Consider the following 22,168-nt stretch of genomic DNA (forward strand, 5'->3'; position numbering starts at 1 on the left):
GGACTCTATTCGCCGGGGGCACTCGGCGAATCTTCTGTTTGAGCTGATTCATTATTGCTGCTGTAGCCATTTGGGTTACGGTGGTAAGAAGCATTATCCCGATTAGATGAGGAATGATCCTTTCCTTTTTCACCGTTATTCCAATTTTTGCGATTTTTGCTATTCTTGCTATTCTGTTCACCATTGTCTTCTTCTTCATTTCCGTTATCTTGAGGAACTTGTGTAGGGGTTTGCTCAGTATCCCCATCTTTTTCAACTTTCTTGTTTTCATCTGATTCCTTTACATCTTTATTCTGTTCACTATCATCATTCTGCGTGTCAGTTGTATCTTCTTTCTGTGAATCCGTATCATCCAGCTGTTCATTTTCTCCTTGTTTGCTGTCCTGATCGTCTGTCTGATTCGTGTTTTCTTCCTCGTTGCCGGTATTTTTTTGATCCTCTTCCCCGGATTTTTGAGAATCTTCATTTGGATCTTTCATGTTATTCTTTTCATTCGATTTTATGTAGCTGCCTGTTGATACGCCTTCCTTTTTTGCTTTTTCTCTCGTTTTCATATCTGTTTCGAGAGATTCCATGCGGTATGTCGTTTTATATTTTTCCGTTACATCATTCAGCTGTTTTTTTACTCCTGATTTATATGTATCGTCATCCGTATTTTCATAAACAGTGGAAATCAATATTTCTTTCGATTCCTTTACATATCCATGCTCGCTGCAATCCGTAATAATATCGTCTATCACCTTTTTAAAATCAGTCTCCTCCCAATCATCGATGTCACTGATAACCTTCTTGCCGTCATCATTTAAGGGCGTCAGTTCGATCACTTCGTAATCGCTGTTTAACGCCATTTCGAAGCTTGGATTGATATCTATTGTCATATACGCATAGGCCTTGTCATTAGAGAAAACGGGGAGAATAATAAAAATAAAAAGCATAATAGCAGTCATCGAAAAAATCCCCATTTTGAAAGGGCGCAGTCTTAAAACATCAAAAAAGCTGGCCCTTCTGCCCATGCGTGTCTCACTCGGAAGCATGATTTCTTCTCCGATTTCATATGTTTGGCGATCATTTTTTGCTTTTAAAAATTGTCCGTCAGGGGTCAGCAACGTGACGAATTTTTTATTTTTCTCTACTATGATCCCTCTTCTCATGAGTGCAGCACCCCTTTAAGATAATCTTTTAAATAAATATAATCACCGGTAATGATAATGCACATTGCAATGATATATTTTCTGTTTCGCTCAATCGTTTTTCTGCTTACTGAAACGAGCTGTTCGAGCTGTTTAACAGGAAGCTGTTTCTTCGTATAAAGAATCGCAGCTAATTCTTCATGCTCGACAAGAGTGAGCGCCACCTTTATGGCGTTTTGCCTTGCGTCCGCATGCTTTGGAGAATGTTCAAGCAGCTCTTGAAATGAAAGTCCGTAGTCTTTGAGCTGCTTTTGAAAATACAGAATTTCCTCCCGCCTCTGTTCCTGTTCTATCTGGCGGCGGTATTCATCAATAGAAAGCTCGGCTTCAATCAGGCTTTGTGAGGATTCCTGATCGTCACCCTCCTGTAAATCCATATTAATATTTTGTGCGGTTCTTGCTTCTTTTCTAATGTAATCAATGACTTTTCTTTTTATAATAAGCTCTGCGAATGCGAGCAGCGAATTTCCTTTTTCAGGTGAGTACTTTTCAATAGCTTCGTTAAATGCAATCAGTCCGATGCTGAACTCATCGTCTTTTTCATCTATATATCGTTTACAAACGGATGAAACCGTCTTTGCGATAAATGGCTTATATTGCTGTATCAACTCGTTTTGCAGATCTTTATTGCCTTTTTGTATGCTTTCAACAGATTTTTCAAGCGTTTGCTTCTTTTTTCCCAATTTAAACAAAAGGCTAAGCACTGGTTTCACCTCAGTTCCTCCCTATAACTATTCATTAATGATAGCTAATTTGATAGGGAATCGCAAAGGAGAAAAAGAAATATTGATTTCCAATGTCTCAATTATGACAATCCATTCTCACGTACTATACAGGATTTCGTGCCTTTAAAGAGAATTTTGGGGGTTTTAAAAGAGGTTTTTGTAACAAAGCTGTTATAAAAATGTTATTTTATTTCGTCTTTGAAAACGCTTCAAACATGAAAAGACTCTGCTTTTCAGCAGAGTCTTTATGATTAAGCCCTTTCTTGGCTTCTGTTATTTTGTTCGTTTTGTGCGTCTTCCGCCTGTTTTTTTGAGCCTGACATAAACCAGCCGCAAACTGCGATCGCCGCTAAGACACCCCAGAAAATCACCTTCCATGTCCCTGAGTGGATAAAGTGCGAGGACACTATGGCGATGTCATCATGTGCGAGTGTATATAAAGCAAGCTTTACCCCGACCCATCCGACAATAACAAATGCTGCTGTTTCTAGGCTTGGACGTTCCTTTAAAAGCTTAACAAACATCGATGCCGCAAACCGCATAATCACCAGTCCGATAATGCCTCCGGCCAAAATAACGAAGAATTGTCCTCCATCAAGTCCGCCGATCTTTGGAAGTGAAGTTCCCGGCAGCGTAACGGCCAGAGCGACGGCCGCTAAGATGGAGTCAACAGCAAAAGCGATATCTGCCAGTTCAACCTTTAATACAGTCGGCCAAAATCCGCTTTGCTTCGTCACCTTATGATTGTCTTCTTTCTTAAATACATATCTTTTGAGCAAGTGGCTTGCTGCAATATACAGCAAGTAGATCGCGCCAATGGCTTGAACCTGCCATACGTTCACCAAAAAAGAAATAGCGAATAAAGAGCCAAATCGCAGAACAAAGGCGCCTGCCAGCCCATAAAACAATGCCTTCTTTCTTTGCTCCTCCGGCAAATGTTTTACCATAACCGCCATCACTAAAGCGTTATCGGCGGCTAAAATACCTTCCAGCCCGATCAAGACGAGAAGAACCCAACCATACTCCAATAATAATGCTGCATCCATAAATGATACCCTCCCAAAAAAGTTGTTTTCTTTCTCTTCATCCGATCTTATGCCGGCCGGACATGCAAAAAAGACCTTTGCCGACATAAGGCAAAGGTCTTGCTAGACATGAATTCAGGCATGCCAACAAAGCCGATGGATATCACTATCCATGAAATGACGACTTTGTTTCCGGAACATTCCGGACGCTACTCCCCTTTGGGATTTCAAGAAATATCATATTATATGTCAATGATATGCGGAGCGAGTTTATTTGTCAACGCTTATTTTTTAAAAAAACTGAAAAATGTTCAGACTGCATTCGTTTTTTCCTCTTTTTTATCACTAAATAGAGAACAAACAAGATCAAAATGGCGATCCCGATCGGAAGCATATATTGGTCTAGAATAGAGCCAACGTCTTTCCAATTTTCTCCGAGCTTCACACCGAGATATACATAAACAAATGTGATCGGAAGCATGGCGATAAACGTGTAAAGAGAAAACACCCAGACATTCATTTTTGCGATGCCGCATGGTATGGAAATCAGTGTGCGGATCCCTGGCAGGAAGCGGCCGCTGAAAGCGACAAAACCGCCATGCTTTTTAAAAAATTCATCCGATTTGTCAAGAGCCTCAGGCTTTATAAAGAGGTACTTTCCGAAACGTTCAAGGAACGGCCTGCCTCCATAACGCCCGATCCAATACAGGGTGAGCGGACCGGCGACTCCTCCTAATGATCCTGCCAGAACAGCGCCGGCAAGCGTCATGTCACCTTTCGATACCCAATAACCTGCAAGCGGAAGGACAATTTCGGCCGGAATAAATTCAATACAGAGCGCCAGAAAAATTCCGAAATAAGATAAGCTTTTAAATGCTTCTATCCAGGACATAACCAATTCTTCGATCATCTTCACTTCCCTTTTCCCTGATCTATGTATACACATTTTTGTTTTTCACTCAAAACATCAAAATGATTTTAACATATTTTTGACGGTCAGCAGAACTAAAAACAGAGAATCTTCATTTCAAGCGTTTTTCTGACAATTTCTCCAGGCATATAGACTGAAATTCTTTAGCTGACAGCCGATATTAAGGAGAGTCAACAAGACTGGAACACACGGGGGAATCTCCATATGGAATTACACGCAACGTATAATACAACACTCATATGTTTATCTATTCTTATTGCTTGTGCAGCATCGTTCACCTCCCTTGAACTTTCAAGAAAAGTCACCATTCATACAGGATTAAAAAGCAAGGTATGGCTGATTGCAGGCTCTATCATTATGGGCTTTGGGATTTGGTCCATGCATTTTATCGGCATGATGGCTGTTCATACGGAGATGCCGATGCATTATGAACTGGCGCCTTTAGTTGCCTCGATTGCAGCTGCTGTTTCTGGATCATTTGTTTCTTTATATATCGTCAGCCGTTATATCCTAACCTTTTACAGGCTGCTTACAGGATCGGTGGTGCTGGGTGCATCGATTTCGTCTATGCATTATATCGGAATGTCTTCCATTTCCCGGGTAATGATGATGTATGAACCGCTGCTTTTTACATTATCCATTGTCATTGCCATTGGAGCTTCTTTCGTCTCACTAAAGATTTTCTTTGACTTGTCCATAAAAAAACCTGCAGACCATTTGCTGATTTATAAAATAATCAGTGCCTTAATAATGGGAATTGGCATATCGGGAATGCATTATACAGGAATGATGGCCGCTACATTTTATGAGGATGTTGCACCTCCCGACCATCATATGGAAGTCCATACATTCGATTGGTCTATTCTGATTGCCTTAATCGTCTTCTGTATTCAAACGTTATTATTATTCAGTTCTCATGCTGATCGAAAATTCATGAAACAAAATGAACGCATGAAGGATAACGAACAGCGGTTTCAATCTTTAATCATTCATAATATTGATGCGATCTTTATCCTGTCATTAAAAGGAGATATTATTTCTTCTAATCATGCTGGTGAGGATATGATGAATAATTTCGGCCTAAACCATCAAAATTGGAATCATTATATGTCGCCAAAAATCAATGCGCTTTTTAAGCAGGTCAAAAGCGAAAAACAAGCCATTAACAGCGATACCAATCTTATGACGGACAAAGGCCAGTTTCATTTGAATATTACGTTTATTCCTGTTGAGGTGAACCAAGAACTGGACAGCATATATGTCATCTGTAAAGATGTGACAAAACAGTACAGGGCCGAAAAAAAAATCCATAGAATGGCTCATTACGACTCACTTACAGATTTACCCAACAGAAGACATGCGATCTCCCATTTAACAAAGGTCTTGAATCGCGAGCATGCCTTGGATTATAACACCGTGGTATTTTTCTTAGATTTGAACCGGTTTAAGGTGATAAATGACGCATTAGGCCATAATGTGGGCGATCAGCTGCTCCAGCTCGCGGCTAAACGGCTTTCATCCGTTATACCGGATAATGGATTTATCGCACGGCTTGGGGGTGACGAATTCATTATTATTATGACTGACGCCAATACCGGAACGGGAGAAGCCGATGTTTTGGCTAAAAAAATCATTCAGCAATTCAAAAAGCCATTTAAAATTCAGGAACACACCCTTATTACATCCGTCAGCATCGGAATTGCGATTTCTCCTAAAGACGGAACAGACGGCCCTGAATTGATGAAAAAAGCAGATATGGCAATGTATGCGGCCAAAGAGCGAAACAAAAGCAAATACAGATACTACTCTTTCTCAATCGGCAATAAAGAAACCGTCAAGCTTAATCAAGAAATGGAGCTGAGGGAAGCGATTGATAACAAAAGATTTGTCTTGCATTATCAGCCGCAATTCAGTACAAGAGATCAAAAAATGACAGGTGCTGAAGCGCTCATACGCCTTGTCACTTCCGACGGCAATCTGCGTCCGCCTGGAGAATTCATCGGTGTTGCCGAAGAAACCGGCCTTATTATTGATATTGGAAAGTGGATTATTGATGAGGCGTGCAGGCAGGCAAAAGTATGGCACGACAAAGGATTTGATCTTTCTGTCGCCATTAATATTTCCGCCAGACAGTTTCAATCGGAGGAACTGATTCCGCTCATCAAGAATACACTTTCTAAATACATGCTTCCCCCTCGCCTTCTTGAAGTTGAAGTAACAGAAAGCATGACTATGGATAATCTTGACCACTCCAAAAAGGTTCTATCTTCTTTAACCAAATTAGGCATCAGGATCAGCATTGACGATTTTGGCACGGGGCATAGTTCTCTAAGCTATTTAAAGGACTTTCCGATCCACAGGCTGAAAATCGATAAATCATTCATCGATGATATTCAGACACACCCAAAATCAGAACAAATTACAGGTGCCATTATTGCCATGGGCCATCAGCTGTCTTTACAAGTCATTGCCGAAGGCGTGGAAAACTCCGGTCAAAAACAGCTGCTTGACGAAAAAGGCTGTGACCATTTACAGGGCTTCTTTTTCAGCAGGCCGATACCGCCCGAACAGCTTGAACACTTGATATTGAACCAGCCGCCGCGTTAACAGCGCCGGCTTTTTTTTATACCCATAAGTTACTACACATGAATCACCCCTCTCATCTCCACAATAATGAAAAAAGGGGTTCATCGATATGCATACAATGTGGAAGGGATCCATCAGCTTCGGTTTGGTGAATATCCCCATCAAGCTTTATGCCGCCACAGAAGACAAAGACATCAAACTGCGAAGCCTTCATAAAGAAGATCATGCGCCAATTAAATATGAAAAAATGTGCACCAACTGCGAAAAAACGCTCAGCCCTGACGAAATTGTGAAGGGATATGAATACGTAAAAGGAAAATATGTCGTGCTGACTGATGAAGATTTAAAAAGCTTAAAGCAGGAGCATGAAGAGAAAGCGGTTGAAATTGTCGATTTTGTTCAGCTGCAGGAAATTGACCCGATATATTTTAACCGCTCCTACTTTGTCGGACCCGGAGATAACGGCACGAAAGCCTATACTCTTCTTCGCGAGGCGCTTCGATCCACCGGAAAGATCGGGATCGCCAATATGACGATCAGGTCGAAACAGCAGCTTGCCATTCTCCGCGTATATGAAAATTGCATCGTAATGGAATCCATTCATTATCCCGATGAGGTCCGTAGTGCTGCCCACGTACCCGGAGTGCCTGATCAATCAAGTGTAAATGATAAAGAATTGCAAACCGCCATTACACTGATAGATGAGCTGACAACTGATTTTCAGCCGGAACAATATGAGGATACGTATCGAAAAGCCTTGCTGCAAAGAGTCAATGATAAGCTGGAAAATAAAGAAACAGCCGTCACTCCTGACAAAGCGCCTCCTCGTGAGGATGTGATCGACCTGGTCAGCGCACTTCAAGCCAGCATCGATCGAACCAAAAGGCCGAACCGGGAAAAACCAGCGGCAGCACCAGCCGAAGGCGGAGAACCGAAAGGAGCCGGAGAAAAAAAGCAGAAAACCACTAGAAAAAAAGTCTCCGGCACATCATAACCAATGGCGTTTACCATGCAGCCCGTCCTTACTTCTTCACCTCCAAAAGGAGCGGAATGGCGTTACGAAGTAAAATATGACGGGTTTCGCTGTATTCTCCGTATTCATCCGTCAGGCGTGACATTAACGAGCAGAAATGGCTTAGAGTTTAACAGCACCTTCCCTGAAATTGCTAACTTTGCCGAAACTGCTTTTCAGCATATAGAAAAGGAACTTCCGTTAACACTTGACGGAGAAATCGTGTTTTTGGCGAATCCATTCCGTTCAGATTTTGAACATATTCAAGTGCGGGGACGTTTGAAAAGGCCGGATAAGATACAGGAATCCGCAAACTCTCGGCCTTGCTGCTTTCTCGCATTTGACCTTTTGGAACGAAGCGGACAAGATGTATCGACTTATTCCTATACTGACCGAAAAACATCGCTGCATGAGCTGATGTCTGCTGCAAAGCTTCCGGCTGAGCCAAATCCTTATGCAAAGGAAACCATTCAGTATATCCCCTCCTACCAGCACTTCGATCCGATTTGGGAGAAGGTAATAAAGTATGACGGAGAGGGAATTGTAGCAAAAAAAATCAACAGCAAATGGCTCGAAAAAAAACGGTCATCTGATTGGCTGAAATATAAAAACTTTAAACATGCCGATGTTTGTATCACAGGATTTAATCCTCACAATGGATTTCTGACGGTTTCTGTGTTAAAAAACGGTGTAATGACGCCTGTAGCCTCTGTATCACATGGGATGAGCGAGGAAGAAAAAAATGCAATACGTGCGATTATGGAACAGCACGGACATAAAACAGCATCAGGTGAATATACGCTCGAACCATCGATCTGCGCTACTGTCCAGTACTTAACGATTTTACAAGGCACGCTTCGAGAGGTTTCGTTTGTCAAATTTCAATTTCAAATGGACTGGACCGACTGCACCTTTGCACAGCTTGTGCGCCGCTCAAAGCCGGTTCATCCAAAACTGCAGTTTACAAGCCTGGATAAAATCATATTTGAAAAGCATAAAAAAACAAAAGAAGATTTCATCCAGTATATGATTGAAATCAGCGACTACCTGTTCCCGTTTCTCAAAGACCGTGCTGTCACGGTTATTCGCTATCCGCACGGATCAAGGGGCGAATCCTTTTTCCAAAAAAACAAGCCGGATTATACACCGGACTTTGTCCAATCCTTTTTTGACGGTAGCCATGAACATATTGTCTGTAAGGACCTGTCCACCTTATTGTGGCTTGCCAATCAGCTCGCTTTAGAGTTTCATGTTCCTTTTCAAACGATTACAAGCAGAAGGCCGGCAGAGATTGTCATTGATTTAGATCCCCCGTCCCGAGATGACTTTCTGATGGCTGTTCAGGCAGCAAATGAACTCAAACGGCTCTTTGAATCCTTCGGCATCACATCGTATCCGAAGCTTTCCGGCAACAAGGGGATTCAGCTTTACATTCCCTTGTCACCAGAAGCATTTACGTACGAGGACACACGCCAATTCACACAGCTGATTGCCGAATATTGTACCAATGCATTTCCGGATCTATTTACAACCGAACGCCTGATCAAAAACAGGCATGGAAAATTGTATCTCGATTATTTGCAGCATGCTGAAGGAAAAACGATTATCTGCCCCTATTCCACCAGGGGAAACGAGCTTGGCACCGTAGCAGCGCCGCTGTATTGGCACGAGGTGCAGCCATCTTTAACACCGGCGATGTATACAATCGATACCGTCGTTGACCGGGTCAAGAAACACGGATGCCCGTTTTATGAATTTTACCGCATTCCGCAGGATGAACCTCTTGCCGCTATTTTGAATCAGCTGAAGAAAAAGAGCTGACTTATCCGGTCAGCTCTTTTTGTTGTTTCAACTGTATTTTTTCTCCAAACGCTCACTTTCCTGGCGCTGCAGCGGGCCCAAGGGTTCATTATACAAATCGATATCAACAGCATATTTCGGCCGTTTTTTCACTTCAGAGAAAATCGTTCCGATATATTCGCCGATAATCCCGATTCCCATGAGCTGCAATCCGCCCAGAAACCAAATGGAGATGATGAGAGACGCCCAGCCCGCGTTTGTGTGGCCGAGCATTTTTTGAATGACTGCTCCAATCCCCGCCATGGCGCTTACCAAAAATAATAGAAAACCCAAAAGCGTAAAAAAGCGAATCGGGGCCACACTGAAGGATGTAATTCCGTTAAATGCGAATGAAAGCATTTTTTTCAGCGGATATTTCGTTTTTCCGGCAAAACGTTCTTTGCGGTCATACAAAACTTCGGCTGACCTGAAGCCGATCATAGGAACGATGCCCCTTAAAAACAAATTGGCTTCCGGATAGCGCGCGAGTTCTTCAAGCGCCCTTTTATTCATTAAGCGAAAATCGGCATGATTGTAAATTAACTTAATCCCAAGCTTATTCATGAGCCGGTAAAACCCTATAGCGGTCGTGCGCTTAAAAAAGGTATCGGTTTTCCGGCTGCGGCGCACGCCGTACACGATTTCAAAACCATCGTGATATCTCAGCATAAATTCTCTGATAACAGAGATATCATCCTGCAGGTCGGCATCAATCGAAATCACGCAGTCTGATTTTTGCTTTGCTTTATGCAGACCTGCTAAAAGCGCTTTTTGATGTCCGACATTGCAGGCTAATTTTAATCCGGTTACCTTCTTGTTTTTCACACTTTCCATGGCAATCAAAGACCAGGTGCGGTCTTTGCTGCCGTCATCAACAAATAAAATTTTACTGTCTTCGGATATCATTTTTTCTTCCATTAAGCTGTTTACAACCTCCGTCAGCTGACGGCTTGTCTCTTTAAATACTTCCTCTTCATTGAAACACGGAACGACGATGGTTAACACTGGCTGTGGCTGTTTCAATCGATATCCTCCTTATTTTGTTTCGTATAAATAAATGCGCCAGGCGGAATCTTTATGGTCAAATGTTTTCACGAGCGCCAGGTGGTTTTGGTCAGCGTTCATGATGGGAACCGAAGAAAAAATATATTGTCCGCCCATTTGTTTAAACACATCTGTATTTAATTCAAGATGATTGATTGTTTTCTTCGAATTCTTTTTAAAGTCATATCGTTTGCCAAGCTCATCGACGAACAGATAGCAGCGGCTCCCCCATTCATCAAAGTATCGTTTCAATTGGGCGTTTTTTTCTAGCTCTTTTTCAATGATTTTTCTAAATTCATATTTATATGAGAGCGGGTACAGGTTGTTATATGTATCTAAGGTGTAAAAACCGTTGTATTGGGCAATAGACGGATGCAGACCGATACTCGCCACCCTGTACGAATCTTGCGGGCGCCCGATATACTCCTTAATCTCTTTGAATTGGTCAGACGCGTAAAATTCACGAAACGTCGGCGCGTTGTAGTGAACGCCATACGTATACTCCTCATTAAAAGGCGCAAGGACCATCAGCTGCGCAGTAACTGCCGCATACACAAGCCATTGCCACTTTTTCCCCATCCGCCAGATGAGGTACAAAGCGAGCGCAAAACTCATGTAGATCACCAGCGGGCGCAAAAAATGAAAACGGGCAAAATTAAATTCAGCTAAAAATGCAAATTTCTGCTTTGGAACAGCCCATATTTTGTTAAACCAAAACGCATACCACAGTGACAGCGCATAATTCAGCACGCAGAGAAAAAGATAAACGTTTTCTTCCCTTGTCCGATTTCGTTTGAACAGCACAGCAAAAAATACGAGTAATAAGATTGGAAGAATCACAACGGTATGAACTGTCATGACATGGTTATGTCCGTAGACAAAGTTTTTGACGGACAAACGCAGAGAGTGCCAAACATCATGCCTTGATGAAATAAATTCAATCCGGTGCATCGGCGCGTGTGAAATCAACATCGAATAGACAAGCCGGTACTCGACAAATAGATAAATACTTGTCATAAAAGCGATGCTGCCTAAGAAAATGAAATTCCATTTTCTTTTTGTGATGACATCATACAGCCAGAAGCATGCCATCCCAGCCAAGAAAAAGAAGAAGCCTAATACAAAGCTTGAATACAACGGCAGCAAACCGAGCGTCAGCCATTCTCTCCATGAGATATCCCCTTTTCGGATATTCAAAAAAGCCCACAGCGCCAAAGGGTATCCAAGCGTGCTCAGCATTCCAGAAGGCCAAAAAGGCGTTAAGGCAAATGCGAGCGATACGCCAATTCGGATCAATGCCGCTTTCTCCTCCGGAATCACATGTTTCTTCAGCAGCACATACATTCCGAAGAAAGCGACAACTCTCGTAATGGTCTGGCTTACCGCATAGGCGGTCATAGAAGAAAACAACGCGTGCAGCCAAACAATTCCGCTCCACTCAGTGCCAAACGCATCCCGTGGCAGTCCGTTAATGATTTGCGGAATGGCCGCATCAACTTTGCCGATGATTTCTCCGCTGTCGGCCAGCACCTTGTACCAAGCGATATTGGAATCCAAATTATCGTGTACGCGAATATGGGCGTCTTCCTTCAAAATAAAAAGCGGGGAGACATACAGCAAAAGGAGAAATAAAGCCATCAAAAGATAATATGTTTCTTTTTTGTGTTGTCTTAATCGTAACATCCCTAACACATCCATCTGTTATTCTGACTTCTATTGGGCATGATCTACCTCACCTGTCAAAATTTATTATCCCTTTTCCCTTCTAAAACATTCATAAATGACAATCCTTTCTGCATTTTTCAAACTGGTCTTCAACCCATTAATTCCCGCTATCCATAAGGCTGGATCACTTACTATACTGGTAGAAGGGAGGGGATACATGTGTTCATCTTACTTTCATTGGTCATACTTGCTGTTATGCCATTTATATATAAAGCAAACCGCAACACAAAAGATGTGAAGGTCAACACGATTTCAATTGATCAGCAAGACGGCCTTCCAGTAAGAAAAAAACTGAATATCCTTCATTTATCGGATCTTCATTTAGAAAACATTTCTGTTTCGCCTGATGAGCTGTATCGTTTAACAAATAATCAACCTGTAGACCTCATTGCGCTTACCGGAGATTTTCTTGACCGGAAACGAAATATTCCAAAGCTTGCCGGCTACTTGCAGGCACTGCAACAACTGAAGCCTGCGTATGGCATGTACGCGGTGTTTGGCAATCATGATTATGTATTAAAAGAAAAGGACTTTCAAAGATTAAAGCGAGTGCTGGAGGAAAACGGCTGCATTACGCTGCAAAATGAACATGTTCACATCAATACTGACGCAGGGCCTGTTAATATTATCGGAATTGACGATTACAGCACGAATCGCAGTAAAATCACAAACTCTTATAAAGGCCTTCAGAATGGCTATCACCTTGTACTGACACATGATCCGAATATTATTTTAGAGATGCAGGATATTCATTTTGACTACCTGTTATCAGGCCATTTTCACGGAGGGCAAATCCACTGGCCAAAGCCGTATCATTTGGTGAAAATGGGCAAGCTTGTACGCATGAATATGATTAAAGGTCTTCATTATCATCACGATAAACCGTTTTATATCAGTGAAGGTTTAGGACAAACTGGCGTTAATATCCGTGTAGGAAGCCGTCCCGAAGTGACTTTCCATCAAATTTAAAAAGACTGTGCTGACCATGGCATCAGTCTTTTTTTTGATAGGTGTGCTGAAGCTTTTCTTTCGAGATAAACAAATAGGATGAATTCGGCAGATTTCGCAAGCTCACTGGCTTTGACGTTAAATATAAAATCGGCATATGGGTGATTTTTTTAAAGGATCTGTAAAAAGGATTGACCGGGGTTACCACGTCAAAGCCGAGCCTTTCTACCCCTTTATCAAGCATTGTAATGCCAATGATTCCTTTGATTTTTTCGCTTTTTTTATGATTGTTGATATACTCCAGCAGCATCGGCATTGATTGATATACTTTTTGATAAATAATGATTCCTTTTCTGACTGCGCTTTCAATGCTTTGCAGTTCCCTGATCAGCTTGATGTTGTGCAGATGGATTTTAACGAGCACATCGTTTTTTCTTATATGCGTTCCGTCACTCAGCACGACATGATGCCCTTTGTATTTCGTCAGTCTGACTCGCAAGACGCATTTTCGCTCATCTTCAATCAAAGTCAGCCTCGAAAAAAAGAAATAAATCGGGTCAATTACTCTCCAAATGGAAAGGAAACAGGTTTTCATCTCTTCACCTTCCTTATCATCAAAAAAAACACCCTTATATTTTGTGATGATTCTCCCCAAAATATAGTTGCCATATTTTTAAGGAGGACGGACATGACAAACATTCTTATTTTTCCTTTTTTAAGCATTTCCACCGGGCATCATCATGTTGCTGATACCCTGAAGGCTGATCTGGAATCTAAAGGGCTGCATTCAGAAAAAATTGATATCTTTTCACATACGTATAAACGTTTAGAACAACTGTCCTCCTCAGCTTATTTAAAATGGATTCAATATTTCCCGAAAACGTACAGCGGAATATACAAGCTTCTCGCTTGCGGAGAGTGTAAAAATGTCAAACGCTATGCCATGTATGAATGGCTGTTTATGCAAAGCATGAGACAGATTCTCAAAGAAAAACAGCCTGATATCGCCTTCTGCACACACGCCCTGCCTTCTTACCTGCTAAACCGGCTGAAACCGGAATATCCAAACATGGCCATTGTAAATGTATACACGGATTTTTTTGTGAATCAGGTATGGGGGCGGAAGAACATTGACTACCACTTTGTCCCGATCATGGATATCAAGAAGCAGCTCATGACCGAAGGAATCAGCCAGGAAAAAATATTTTTGACCGGCATTCCCGTTCACCGGGCTTATGAAACAGGAACCGCAGAAACCTGTCAGCATCGTCCGCCTTATACCGTCATGATTACAGGCGGCAGTATGGGAGTCGGAGGTATTTTTAAGCTGGTCCAGGAGCTGTCGCCAGGCGGAAACATCTTATACAAAATATTATGCGGCAGAAACGAAAAGCTCTACCGCTATGTCAAAAGTTTACAACATCCTTTTATCGAAGCGATCCCATACCTTCACAGCAAAGCAGAAATGAACAGTCTGTACGCACAAGCCTCAGGCGTCATGACAAAGCCAGGAGGCGTAACCATCAGTGAATGCTTAAAGAAAAGGCTTCCGGTATTTATCTATCATGCGCTGCCGGGACAGGAGGAAATGAATGTGAACCTGTTAAAAGAACGGCAGCTTGTCACAGATATAAGAAACTGGGATATGAAGCGGGCAGAGGAACGCATTTCCGCATTTTTTCAATCGAATGAACGGGCAGCAGCAGAGAAGCAAGTCAGGGAGTATCTTGGCCAAATGTGTGACCGGGAGATTGGGGAGGTTTTAAAAAGGATATTAGATGAATGTGAACATAAAAAAACACCCTCCTGAAAAGAGAGTGTGGAATGACTAACGAAACAGTAAATGCTGGCTGTGAATACCTGCTTTCTTCAGCAGGAGGATCAGCTGGTCCTGCTCATCAGACGAAAGGCCTGAAAACGCTCTCGCTATACGGAGCGCATGGATTGGATAAATTTTATCCAAATACTCATTCCCTTTATCCGTGAGATGCGCGTAAACGGAGCGTTTATCTTTCGGGTCCTGCTCCCTGACTAAAAACCCGTTTCTTTCTAGCTTGTCAATGACATATGTGACGTTTCCGCTTACAAGCAGAAGTCGCGACCCAATTTGCTGTAATTTTTGCGGGCCTCTCGTATACAAAAGTTCCAGTACGGCAAATTCTGTGGGATTAAAGCCGTGCTCTTTGCTGTCACGGATGCTGTGTTCAGACACACTTTTGAAAGCCCTTGCAAAAACTCTGTACAAATTCATCGCACGCTCAACTTCTTCTTCGTTAAACGATAATCTCATCATATCTACCCCGTATATAGAATTTTTATAAAAAAATAATGAAAACCCTTACATATAATAAGAGTTTAATGCCCTTATTATTTTTATTCGCTATAATTCGAGAAATTCCTTTTTAGGAAACAAAAAAATCCTTATACTCGTTATTTTGTATAAGGATTTTTTTGGTGATATGGTATGCTGCGAAAGAAATATGCGTATTCCTTCCGCAGTTCAGAAAGTGTCATTTTGTTCATTACTTCTTTATTATAAACTCCGATTTGAAAGAGTTTTTCTGAATAATGGCTACGTTCTTTTTCTAATGCAGTTTTCAATAAATTACTCATAGCGTCCTCCTTCATTTTAAGGTATCCTCTAAATAAGATACTCTTTTTAAATGAATGTGGTGTGAATCTAATGTAAAGAATTTATGTTTACGAAGATTTTCGGTAAAGTCCGTTTTGAACTGATCTTAAAAGCTGAAAAGCATGTTCTCCGGCAAGCTGCATAAACGTTTCAAGCATTTCATCCCGTTTCATATCCAACTCGATTATTTCCTTTGCCAGTGAGACCGCTTTTTCTTCCTCCATGATTATCCTTCCTCCTCATTTAATCGTTACATAAAGGATAAAACGCGCTTATAGGTTACGCATCATTCTTGTTAATTTTTCTGCCGTATTTTTTCAAAAATCTGCTATTTCATGTTAGAAAATATAACAAGCGTCAGGTTTTTTCTCTATGTTTTTTATATACTATTATCAAAAGACATCCAGGGGTGGAAAAATGACCACAGAAGATCATTCTTATAAAGACAAAAAAGTGATTTCAATCGGGATTGTCAGTGAATTGACAGGGTTATCCGTAAGACAGATCAGGTATTATGAGGAGCGTAAGCTGATTTATCCGCAGCGTTCTTCAAGGGGAACGAGAAAATATTCTTTTGCCGACGTCGAGCGGCTGATGGATATCGCGAATAAACGCGAAGACGGCGTGCAGACAGCTGAAATTTTAAAAGATATGCGCAAAAAAGAACAAATGGTAAAAAACGATCCGCAAGTACGAAAAAAAATGCTGGAGGGGCAGCTTAATGCTCACTTTAGGTACAAAAACCGTTAAACGATAAAAGTCCGCCTCGCAATCTGAGACGGACTTTTATCGTTTATAATGAGTGAATGAATGCAGTCGCAATACCAAAGTAAATTAATAATGACAAAATATCATTTAACGTCGTAATGAGCGGGCCTGACGCAATGGCCGGGTCTACATTCAGTCTATGCAGAATAATGGGGATGATTGTTCCGGACATCGTGCCGATAATTAAGGTCAGCAGCAGTGAAGAGCCTACAACAAATCCTAAAAGCACATTCCCCTGCCATATAATGGCGATCACCGTAATTAAGACAGAACAGACGGCACCGATATAAATACTCGTTCTGAGCTCCCGAAAAATCAGTTTCACAATCGTTGTTTTATTCATTTCTTCTTTAGATAAACCTCTGATGACAACCGCGAGAGACTGTGTTCCTGTATTCCCTGTCATCCCTGACACCATCGGCATAAAGAATGCCAGCGCCACGACCTGCTTCAGCGTATCTTCAAAATAGCTCATGATGCTGCCTGAAATCAGCCCGATGAACAAAAGCAGGATCAGCCATGGAAGGCGGCGGTATGCTGCAACATATGCTTTTGTATCGAAGGTAATGGCTTTACCTGATGCGGCGAATTTTTCGTAGTCCTCATCGGCTTCCCGAATAACGACGTCGATGATATCATCGACCGTCACGATCCCGACAAGCACATTGTTTTCTTCCACAATCGGAATCGCTAAGAAATCGTAACGTTCAATCAGCCGCGCCACTTCTTCCTGATCTTGAAGCGCGTCTGCTGCAATGACACGGGTAAACATCAAGTCTTGTACCTTTTCTTCCGGTTCCCCGAGAATCAAATCGCGATATGACAAAACGCCGACAAGCTGCTTACTGTCATTTATAACATATAAGTAGTTGATAGACTCTGCGATTTCCGCGAAACTTTTTAGTTTGACGACCGCGTCTTTTACCGTGTAATGCTGAGGAATCCACACATAACGGTTGGTCATCATGCGCCCCGCTGAATCAGCCGGGTAGTTCATAAGGAGCTGAACAGCTTTTGACTCTGATGCTTCCATGCTGGATAAAAGCTGTTCCTTCAGTTCTTCATCCATTTCTTCAAGCAATTGAGCGAGGTCATCGTTGTCCATTTTGTTCATGGCGAGTGTTGCTTTTGTTTTTCCGACTTTATTTAAGACGGCTAGCTGAAATTCCCGTTCCAGTTCGCCGATCATATCAGTAATATCATCAACAGTTAAATAAGATAAATAGCGGGCGCGGTGTTTTTCCGGCATTTCTTTAAAAATAAACGCCATATCATAGGGCTGAAGCTCATCAATAACACTTCTGAAATCCCTGATTTTTCCGTCTCGCAATAAGATAATGATGCGTAAAATGAGTTCGTCATAGGTCATGTTTTGAACCATCGGGACTCGTACCTCCTCTACGGAGACGTGCCGGCCTCGCCAGAAGGTGCGGCAGATCGTCTCCTCATCGTGTAATCAATTGTCTTGCTGTCATAGTATATGGGTACTTCTTCAGATTGACTCGAATGGGGAGAATCCATACTCCGCACCTCCTTTTTGTTCAACATTTCGTTTTCAAGGCATAAAAAAAGCCTTCTGGATTGAAGGTGAAAGAAGCACGGCAAAAAAAGCGTGCGGGCGCCTTCAATCGTAGAGCTTTAGCACTGTATGGCATAGGAGCAATCATCCAGCTGCATTAAAAATCACCTTATGTCGATGATTTCTGTTGACCCATTGGCGTCTTTGGACATTTTTGGGCAGCAGCGTATCTCCATACAGGAGCCTCACCTAACGAAGTTCGTAATTGAATTGACACACTGAGATTACAGAAAAAAACAAGCTATGTCAACTTAAAAAAGTTATTTATGCGTTTACATCTCATCAAATGAAATAAAATAAGGGCCTTAGCCCTTATTCTGTTGTTTGCGTCTCATCATCTTCAGAAAGCAAATGATAGGTTTCATGAAGAAATAAGGCGTATTCCCCTTCCTTCGTCGGATGTGGAACATACTCAGCCTGATTGATGTATTGTTCTTCTTTCTTTTCCAAGCGCTTCGCCTCCTTTTCTTATTAGATTGTCCAAAAAGCGGTTCGTTATCATGAAAAAAACCCCGCGGGTGCGGGGTTAGTCGTCTAATTCCTGTTTCATAATACGTCCGTCCTTTGCAGAGATGTCAAATTCTGCTTCAGTCCCTTGTTTCGTTTGAACCTCAATTTCGTAGATATAAGCACCGTCGTCTTCATCCAGCTTGCTTTCTGTGACGGTTCCAGCTGTTTTCTTTAGAGCAATCTGTTCTGCTTCTTCTTTTGTCAAAACAACTTGCTCTTTTTTCTCTTTTAACGGGTCATTGAGCGCTTGTTTGGTCTTGATATCCACATAAACATCATAATCTTCACCGTCTTTTTCGATTTCAACTTCATAAGCTTCTTTGCCATTATAGATGTCTCTGTCGATGTCATCCACTGTTCCGTCAACAACTGTTTTGGCAATAGACTCCGCTTCTTGTTCAGTAAGTCCGCCAGTTTCAGAAACAGACTGTGTTTGTTCATTATTTTCTTTCGCAAACGCGTTGTAGCTGAACCCTCCGGCCGCTAAACACCCTGCTAATAAGCCAATCATCCATCTTTTCTTCAGCATATGTGATTCCTCCCTTGTTCATTATGAGATCAGTTTACACACTCAACATGAAAGGAAAACGAGAGAAAGATGAGAATTTGATGAGAAAACCATTAGTCTTCATAGATAATATTAGAAACTTTGCCGGTATAGGCGTTTATTTTCACCGTAGCTTCCTTGTCATTCGGGAGATCAACATCTACTTCAAACAGGAGAGTGCCTTCGCTTTCTTCCAAATCGGCGTCATCCGCTTTTCCTCCAGCCTCACGCTCTGCAATGGCTTTTGCCTCTTTTTCCGAAATTGTTGTCTTTTGTTTGTCTTTGCTGCTGATTTTATCAGCGGACACCACCGCTTTTGTCTTCATATCTACCTTCACTTCGTATGTTTCCCCATTATTTTTTTGAATGGTATACGACGCAACTCCGTGTTTTCGCGTGTGTTTTTTGACGGTGCCCGGCACCCGCACCAGAGCGAGCTGCTCAGCTTCTTTTTCTGTCATCTCAGATGTGTTCGTCTTTTTCACTCTGTTCATTGACAATATGTCGCCCGATTTAGCATCAGCTTTTAGAAAATAAATTCCTTTTGGATTTTCCAAAGTCATATCATACGTTTTTTTATCATTGGATTGCGTCACTTTTGTGATGTCGCCTTCATAGGAGGTTTCTACTTTTTTTATGACTGCCTCCTTTGACAGCACGTCCTCATGGGTTTGCTGAATGATAAGAACCGCGCAGATGACAATGGCTAAAACGGCTGCCGCAGCAGCAGCTCCTGTTTTCATTCGTTTTGTCATAGCGCTCCCCCATTCTGTTCTCTAAATTGCATCGTGACATTTGTTCCCTGTCCCGGTTTGCTTTTTACAGACAGGTCAATACCATGCTCATCGGCAATATGTTTGGCAATGGATAGACCTAAACCCGTTCCGCCTGTTTTGCGGTTACGTGCCTCATCCGCCCGGTAAAAACGTTCAAACAGGCGCGGGATATGATCTTCAGGTATGCCGATTCCTTCATCCCTTACGGACAAAAACGGACGTCTGTTATTGGTTCCTGCGGAAATCACAATGGCCTTGTCACTATACTTTATGGCATTATCAAGCAAAATCGTCAGCAGCTGCTTTATGCGTTCTTCATCTGCCGTTACAAGCAAATTCTCCTTGTCCGTCTCAAGAAGGATGTCGCGTTTATAAACCGGCTGGAGTGTTTGTATGACGGCGCGCGACACTTCGATCAGGTCAACCGTTTTCAGATCAAGCTCCAGTTCTTTATGGGTCTTGGCCAGCGTAAGCAGCTGATTGGTCAGTTTTTTCATATGGACCGCTTCTGAATGAATAGCTTCAATGGATTCCTCAAGCACTTCAGGCTTTTTTGCCCCCCAGCGTTTCATCAGATTGCTGTAGCTTTCAATAATGGTGAGCGGGGTTTTCAGCTCGTGTGAAGCGTCTTGGACGAATTGCTGCTGTTTATCGTAGTGCTCTTTCAGCATGCTCGCCATCTCATTAAAGGTCAGCCCCATTTGATACAGTTCGTCATGCGACTGTCCTTCCAGAGAAATTGTTTTGAATGCTTTTTCTCTCTGTATGTCTTTCATCGTTGTCACCAATTGTCTGATTGGATTGGTGATATGGCGGGCGAGTAAGCTTCCGGCAAAGAAGGAAGCGATACAGACAGCCGCGCTGGCCGCAATTAAGATGATTCTTAGCAGAAGAAGACTCTCTTCTGTATGCTCCAGCCTTTCCACGAGCTGAAGCGATACGACTTGTCCGTCTGTCCAAATGACCGGGACAGCTGCTGCTGCAAACAGTTTGCCTTCATGCTTTGTCACGTCTGTCGTTTCCCCGCTGTGAAAAGAAAGAGGGAAGTCTTTATATGCTTTTTCCTTTGTGATGGTCATGACGGCTTTCCGATCCGCACTCACTACCCGCACCATTCCGTTTGCCGGAAGATAGGCCTGCAGCATATCCTGCAAAGCCACCCCTTGTGTTTCGGCGGTATGAAGAGCTTCGGTGATATTGTCCGTTTCATCGGCAAGACGGGCCGCATCCTTTGAGGTGAGTGCCGATGAAAAAATGAGATAGACCGCAGTATGAACCAACATTAATAAAATCAACAGCCAAATGGATGTATACAGATGAATCTTTGTCTTCAGCTTCATCATTTACCCCTTAATGGTATAGCCGACCCCGCGTACGGTATGAATCAGCTGTTTTTCGTAAGGATAGTCCAATTTTTTTCTGATATATCTTATGTACACGTCGACGACATTTGTATCACCGATGTAATCAAACCCCCATACAGAGCTGAGAATTTGCTCTCTCGTCAGCACTTGCTGCGGATGCTTCAGCATATAGACGAGCAGATCAAATTCCCGGGGCGTTAATCCAACCTCTTTGTCTCCCCGTCTGACTTCACGTGTTTTCTCGTTCACCTGCAAATCGTCATATGTCAAAAATGTGCCGATATCCTCTGTTTTGCTTCCGGTTTGGCGGAGTGCCGCTCTGATTCTGGCAAGCAATTCTTCTATTTCAAACGGCTTGGTGACATAGTCATTCGCACCGATGTCAAGCCCCGTTACCTTATCTGGAACGCTGTCGCGGGCTGTTAATAAAATAACCGGTGTCTTTTGATCCGTTTTCCTCAGCCGGCGCAGCACTTCAAGCCCGCTCAACCCTGGCAGCATGACATCGAGCAGCAATAGGGAATACGAACCTTCCGTGGCCGCGTTAAGTCCTTCAGAGCCATTATGTTTGATGGTGACGCTGTATCCTTCATATTCCAATTCAAGCTGAAGGACCCTCGCGATTTTTTCTTCATCTTCCACAATTAATATGTGCCCTTTTTCCAATTCCGATCATCCTCTCATGTTCCTATATGAAAAAAATGATTTCATTGTTTACAAAATGATTCTTATCATCTATTATGATGTCAAAATAAAAAATTGTATACGGAAAGCACTAGGGGTGCTGTTATGGCTGAGATAAAGCGCGCAAAAACGCGCTTTGATCCCTTATGACCCGATCTGGATAATACCAGCGTGGGGAAGTGCAGGTTGACCGAAAGGTGTATTTTTTCGTGCGCTTACTCGATCTATGACTGCATATTCCCTAAGGATATGCAGTTTTTTATTTTACCAAAAAAACAGGAGG

22 protein-coding genes, 1 pseudogene and 2 riboswitches are annotated in these 22,168 nt (G+C 42.3%); of the genes and pseudogenes, 6 read left to right on the forward strand and 17 right to left on the reverse strand.

Annotated elements, in window-relative coordinates; all coding sequences use genetic code 11:
- Positions 1-5: 5 nt before the first annotated feature.
- The 4 genes from KXD37_RS14795 to KXD37_RS14810 all read right to left on the reverse strand — a co-directional run bounded on the left by KXD37_RS14795 (position 6) and on the right by KXD37_RS14810 (position 3,886).
- Positions 6-1,151, reverse strand: a complete 1,146-nt coding sequence (locus tag KXD37_RS14795; RefSeq protein WP_106020410.1) for an anti-sigma factor domain-containing protein — start codon at positions 1,149-1,151, stop codon at positions 6-8.
- Positions 1,148-1,903: an RNA polymerase sigma factor SigI gene (gene sigI / locus KXD37_RS14800; RefSeq protein WP_044156149.1), complete on the reverse strand. Its 756-nt coding sequence runs from the start codon at positions 1,901-1,903 to the stop codon at positions 1,148-1,150. Before sigI ends, KXD37_RS14795 begins: the two co-directional genes overlap by 4 nt.
- A gap of 263 nt (positions 1,904-2,166) precedes the next feature.
- Positions 2,167-2,961: a TerC family protein gene (locus KXD37_RS14805; RefSeq protein WP_101860637.1), complete on the reverse strand. Its 795-nt coding sequence runs from the start codon at positions 2,959-2,961 to the stop codon at positions 2,167-2,169.
- 256 nt (positions 2,962-3,217) lie between these two features.
- Positions 3,218-3,886, reverse strand: coding sequence for a DedA family protein (locus KXD37_RS14810; RefSeq protein ID WP_049809924.1), 669 nt, complete (start codon positions 3,884-3,886; stop codon positions 3,218-3,220).
- Positions 3,887-4,075: 189 nt separating this feature from the next.
- Between KXD37_RS14810 and KXD37_RS14815 the strand changes: the two genes are divergently transcribed.
- From KXD37_RS14815 to KXD37_RS14825, 3 genes and pseudogenes are all read left to right on the forward strand, one after another.
- Entirely contained in the window at positions 4,076-6,478 is a 2,403-nt protein-coding gene (locus KXD37_RS14815; protein WP_188323700.1) for an EAL domain-containing protein, read from the forward strand.
- A gap of 38 nt (positions 6,479-6,516) precedes the next feature.
- Positions 6,517-7,451: pseudogene (locus tag KXD37_RS14820) on the forward strand (Ku protein).
- 3 nt (positions 7,452-7,454) lie between these two features.
- Positions 7,455-9,290: a DNA ligase D gene (locus tag KXD37_RS14825; protein ID WP_263463635.1), complete on the forward strand. Its 1,836-nt coding sequence runs from the start codon at positions 7,455-7,457 to the stop codon at positions 9,288-9,290.
- Positions 9,291-9,317: 27 nt separating this feature from the next.
- Here KXD37_RS14825 and KXD37_RS14830 read toward each other — a convergent pair whose 3' ends face one another.
- A complete protein-coding gene (locus tag KXD37_RS14830) occupies positions 9,318-10,331 on the reverse strand; it encodes a glycosyltransferase family 2 protein (RefSeq protein ID WP_106020412.1) in 1,014 nt (337 codons plus the stop codon).
- Between the two features lie 12 nt (positions 10,332-10,343).
- Entirely contained in the window at positions 10,344-12,035 is a 1,692-nt protein-coding gene (locus KXD37_RS14835) for a DUF6044 family protein (RefSeq protein ID WP_106020413.1), read from the reverse strand.
- 237 nt (positions 12,036-12,272) lie between these two features.
- On the opposite strand from KXD37_RS14835, the gene KXD37_RS14840 reads away from it, so the two are divergent.
- The gene (locus tag KXD37_RS14840) at positions 12,273-13,046 is read left to right on the forward strand and encodes a metallophosphoesterase (RefSeq protein ID WP_253295352.1); all 774 of its coding nucleotides are present in this window, start codon (positions 12,273-12,275) and stop codon (positions 13,044-13,046) included.
- Between the two features lie 22 nt (positions 13,047-13,068).
- Here the strand turns inward: KXD37_RS14840 and KXD37_RS14845 are convergent, their stop codons facing one another.
- Positions 13,069-13,620 (reverse strand): YkoP family protein, encoded by a 552-nt coding sequence (locus KXD37_RS14845; RefSeq protein ID WP_185848021.1) that lies wholly within the window; start codon positions 13,618-13,620, stop codon positions 13,069-13,071.
- Positions 13,621-13,713: 93 nt separating this feature from the next.
- Between KXD37_RS14845 and KXD37_RS14850 the strand changes: the two genes are divergently transcribed.
- Complete coding sequence (locus KXD37_RS14850) at positions 13,714-14,835, forward strand: MGDG synthase family glycosyltransferase (RefSeq protein WP_024121138.1); 1,122 nt, start codon at positions 13,714-13,716, stop codon at positions 14,833-14,835.
- 18 nt (positions 14,836-14,853) lie between these two features.
- Here KXD37_RS14850 and KXD37_RS14855 read toward each other — a convergent pair whose 3' ends face one another.
- From KXD37_RS14855 to KXD37_RS14865, 3 genes are all read right to left on the reverse strand, one after another.
- Positions 14,854-15,318: a MarR family winged helix-turn-helix transcriptional regulator gene (locus KXD37_RS14855; RefSeq protein WP_081638289.1), complete on the reverse strand. Its 465-nt coding sequence runs from the start codon at positions 15,316-15,318 to the stop codon at positions 14,854-14,856.
- 137 nt (positions 15,319-15,455) lie between these two features.
- Positions 15,456-15,638 (reverse strand): hypothetical protein, encoded by a 183-nt coding sequence (locus tag KXD37_RS14860; protein ID WP_024121137.1) that lies wholly within the window; start codon positions 15,636-15,638, stop codon positions 15,456-15,458.
- 87 nt (positions 15,639-15,725) lie between these two features.
- Positions 15,726-15,881, reverse strand: a complete 156-nt coding sequence (locus KXD37_RS14865; protein WP_010333974.1) for a hypothetical protein — start codon at positions 15,879-15,881, stop codon at positions 15,726-15,728.
- A gap of 193 nt (positions 15,882-16,074) precedes the next feature.
- Here KXD37_RS14865 and tnrA point away from each other — a divergent pair, with 193 nt between their 5' ends.
- Positions 16,075-16,407 (forward strand): MerR family transcriptional regulator TnrA, encoded by a 333-nt coding sequence (gene tnrA, locus KXD37_RS14870; RefSeq protein WP_003239028.1) that lies wholly within the window; start codon positions 16,075-16,077, stop codon positions 16,405-16,407.
- A gap of 43 nt (positions 16,408-16,450) precedes the next feature.
- Here the strand turns inward: tnrA and mgtE are convergent, their stop codons facing one another.
- The 7 genes from mgtE to KXD37_RS14905 form a co-directional block, all read right to left on the reverse strand.
- Complete coding sequence (gene mgtE / locus KXD37_RS14875) at positions 16,451-17,806, reverse strand: magnesium transporter (RefSeq protein WP_024121136.1); 1,356 nt, start codon at positions 17,804-17,806, stop codon at positions 16,451-16,453.
- Between the two features lie 17 nt (positions 17,807-17,823).
- Entirely contained in the window at positions 17,824-17,946 is a 123-nt protein-coding gene (locus tag KXD37_RS14880; RefSeq protein WP_010330178.1) for a hypothetical protein, read from the reverse strand.
- A gap of 95 nt (positions 17,947-18,041) precedes the next feature.
- A riboswitch (M-box (ykoK) riboswitch) is annotated at positions 18,042-18,208 on the reverse strand.
- 108 nt (positions 18,209-18,316) lie between these two features.
- Positions 18,317-18,454, reverse strand: a complete 138-nt coding sequence (locus tag KXD37_RS14885; protein ID WP_003218541.1) for a transcriptional regulator SplA domain-containing protein — start codon at positions 18,452-18,454, stop codon at positions 18,317-18,319.
- 76 nt (positions 18,455-18,530) lie between these two features.
- On the reverse strand, positions 18,531-19,043 hold the full coding sequence (locus KXD37_RS14890) for a PepSY domain-containing protein (protein WP_024121135.1): 513 nt from the start codon (positions 19,041-19,043) through the stop codon (positions 18,531-18,533).
- 92 nt (positions 19,044-19,135) lie between these two features.
- Positions 19,136-19,816 (reverse strand): PepSY domain-containing protein, encoded by a 681-nt coding sequence (locus tag KXD37_RS14895; RefSeq protein ID WP_106022225.1) that lies wholly within the window; start codon positions 19,814-19,816, stop codon positions 19,136-19,138.
- Positions 19,813-21,177: a sensor histidine kinase gene (locus KXD37_RS14900; RefSeq protein WP_106020417.1), complete on the reverse strand. Its 1,365-nt coding sequence runs from the start codon at positions 21,175-21,177 to the stop codon at positions 19,813-19,815. The genes KXD37_RS14895 and KXD37_RS14900 overlap by 4 nt, the downstream gene beginning before the upstream one ends.
- A gap of 3 nt (positions 21,178-21,180) precedes the next feature.
- Positions 21,181-21,867, reverse strand: a complete 687-nt coding sequence (locus KXD37_RS14905; RefSeq protein WP_127695380.1) for a response regulator transcription factor — start codon at positions 21,865-21,867, stop codon at positions 21,181-21,183.
- Positions 21,868-21,968: 101 nt separating this feature from the next.
- Positions 21,969-22,080, forward strand: a riboswitch (TPP riboswitch).
- The last annotated feature ends 88 nt before the right edge of the window (positions 22,081-22,168 follow it).

The sequence above is a fragment of the Bacillus sp. XT-2 genome, assembly GCF_025696525.1.
Lineage (GTDB): Bacteria > Bacillota > Bacilli > Bacillales > Bacillaceae > Bacillus > Bacillus halotolerans.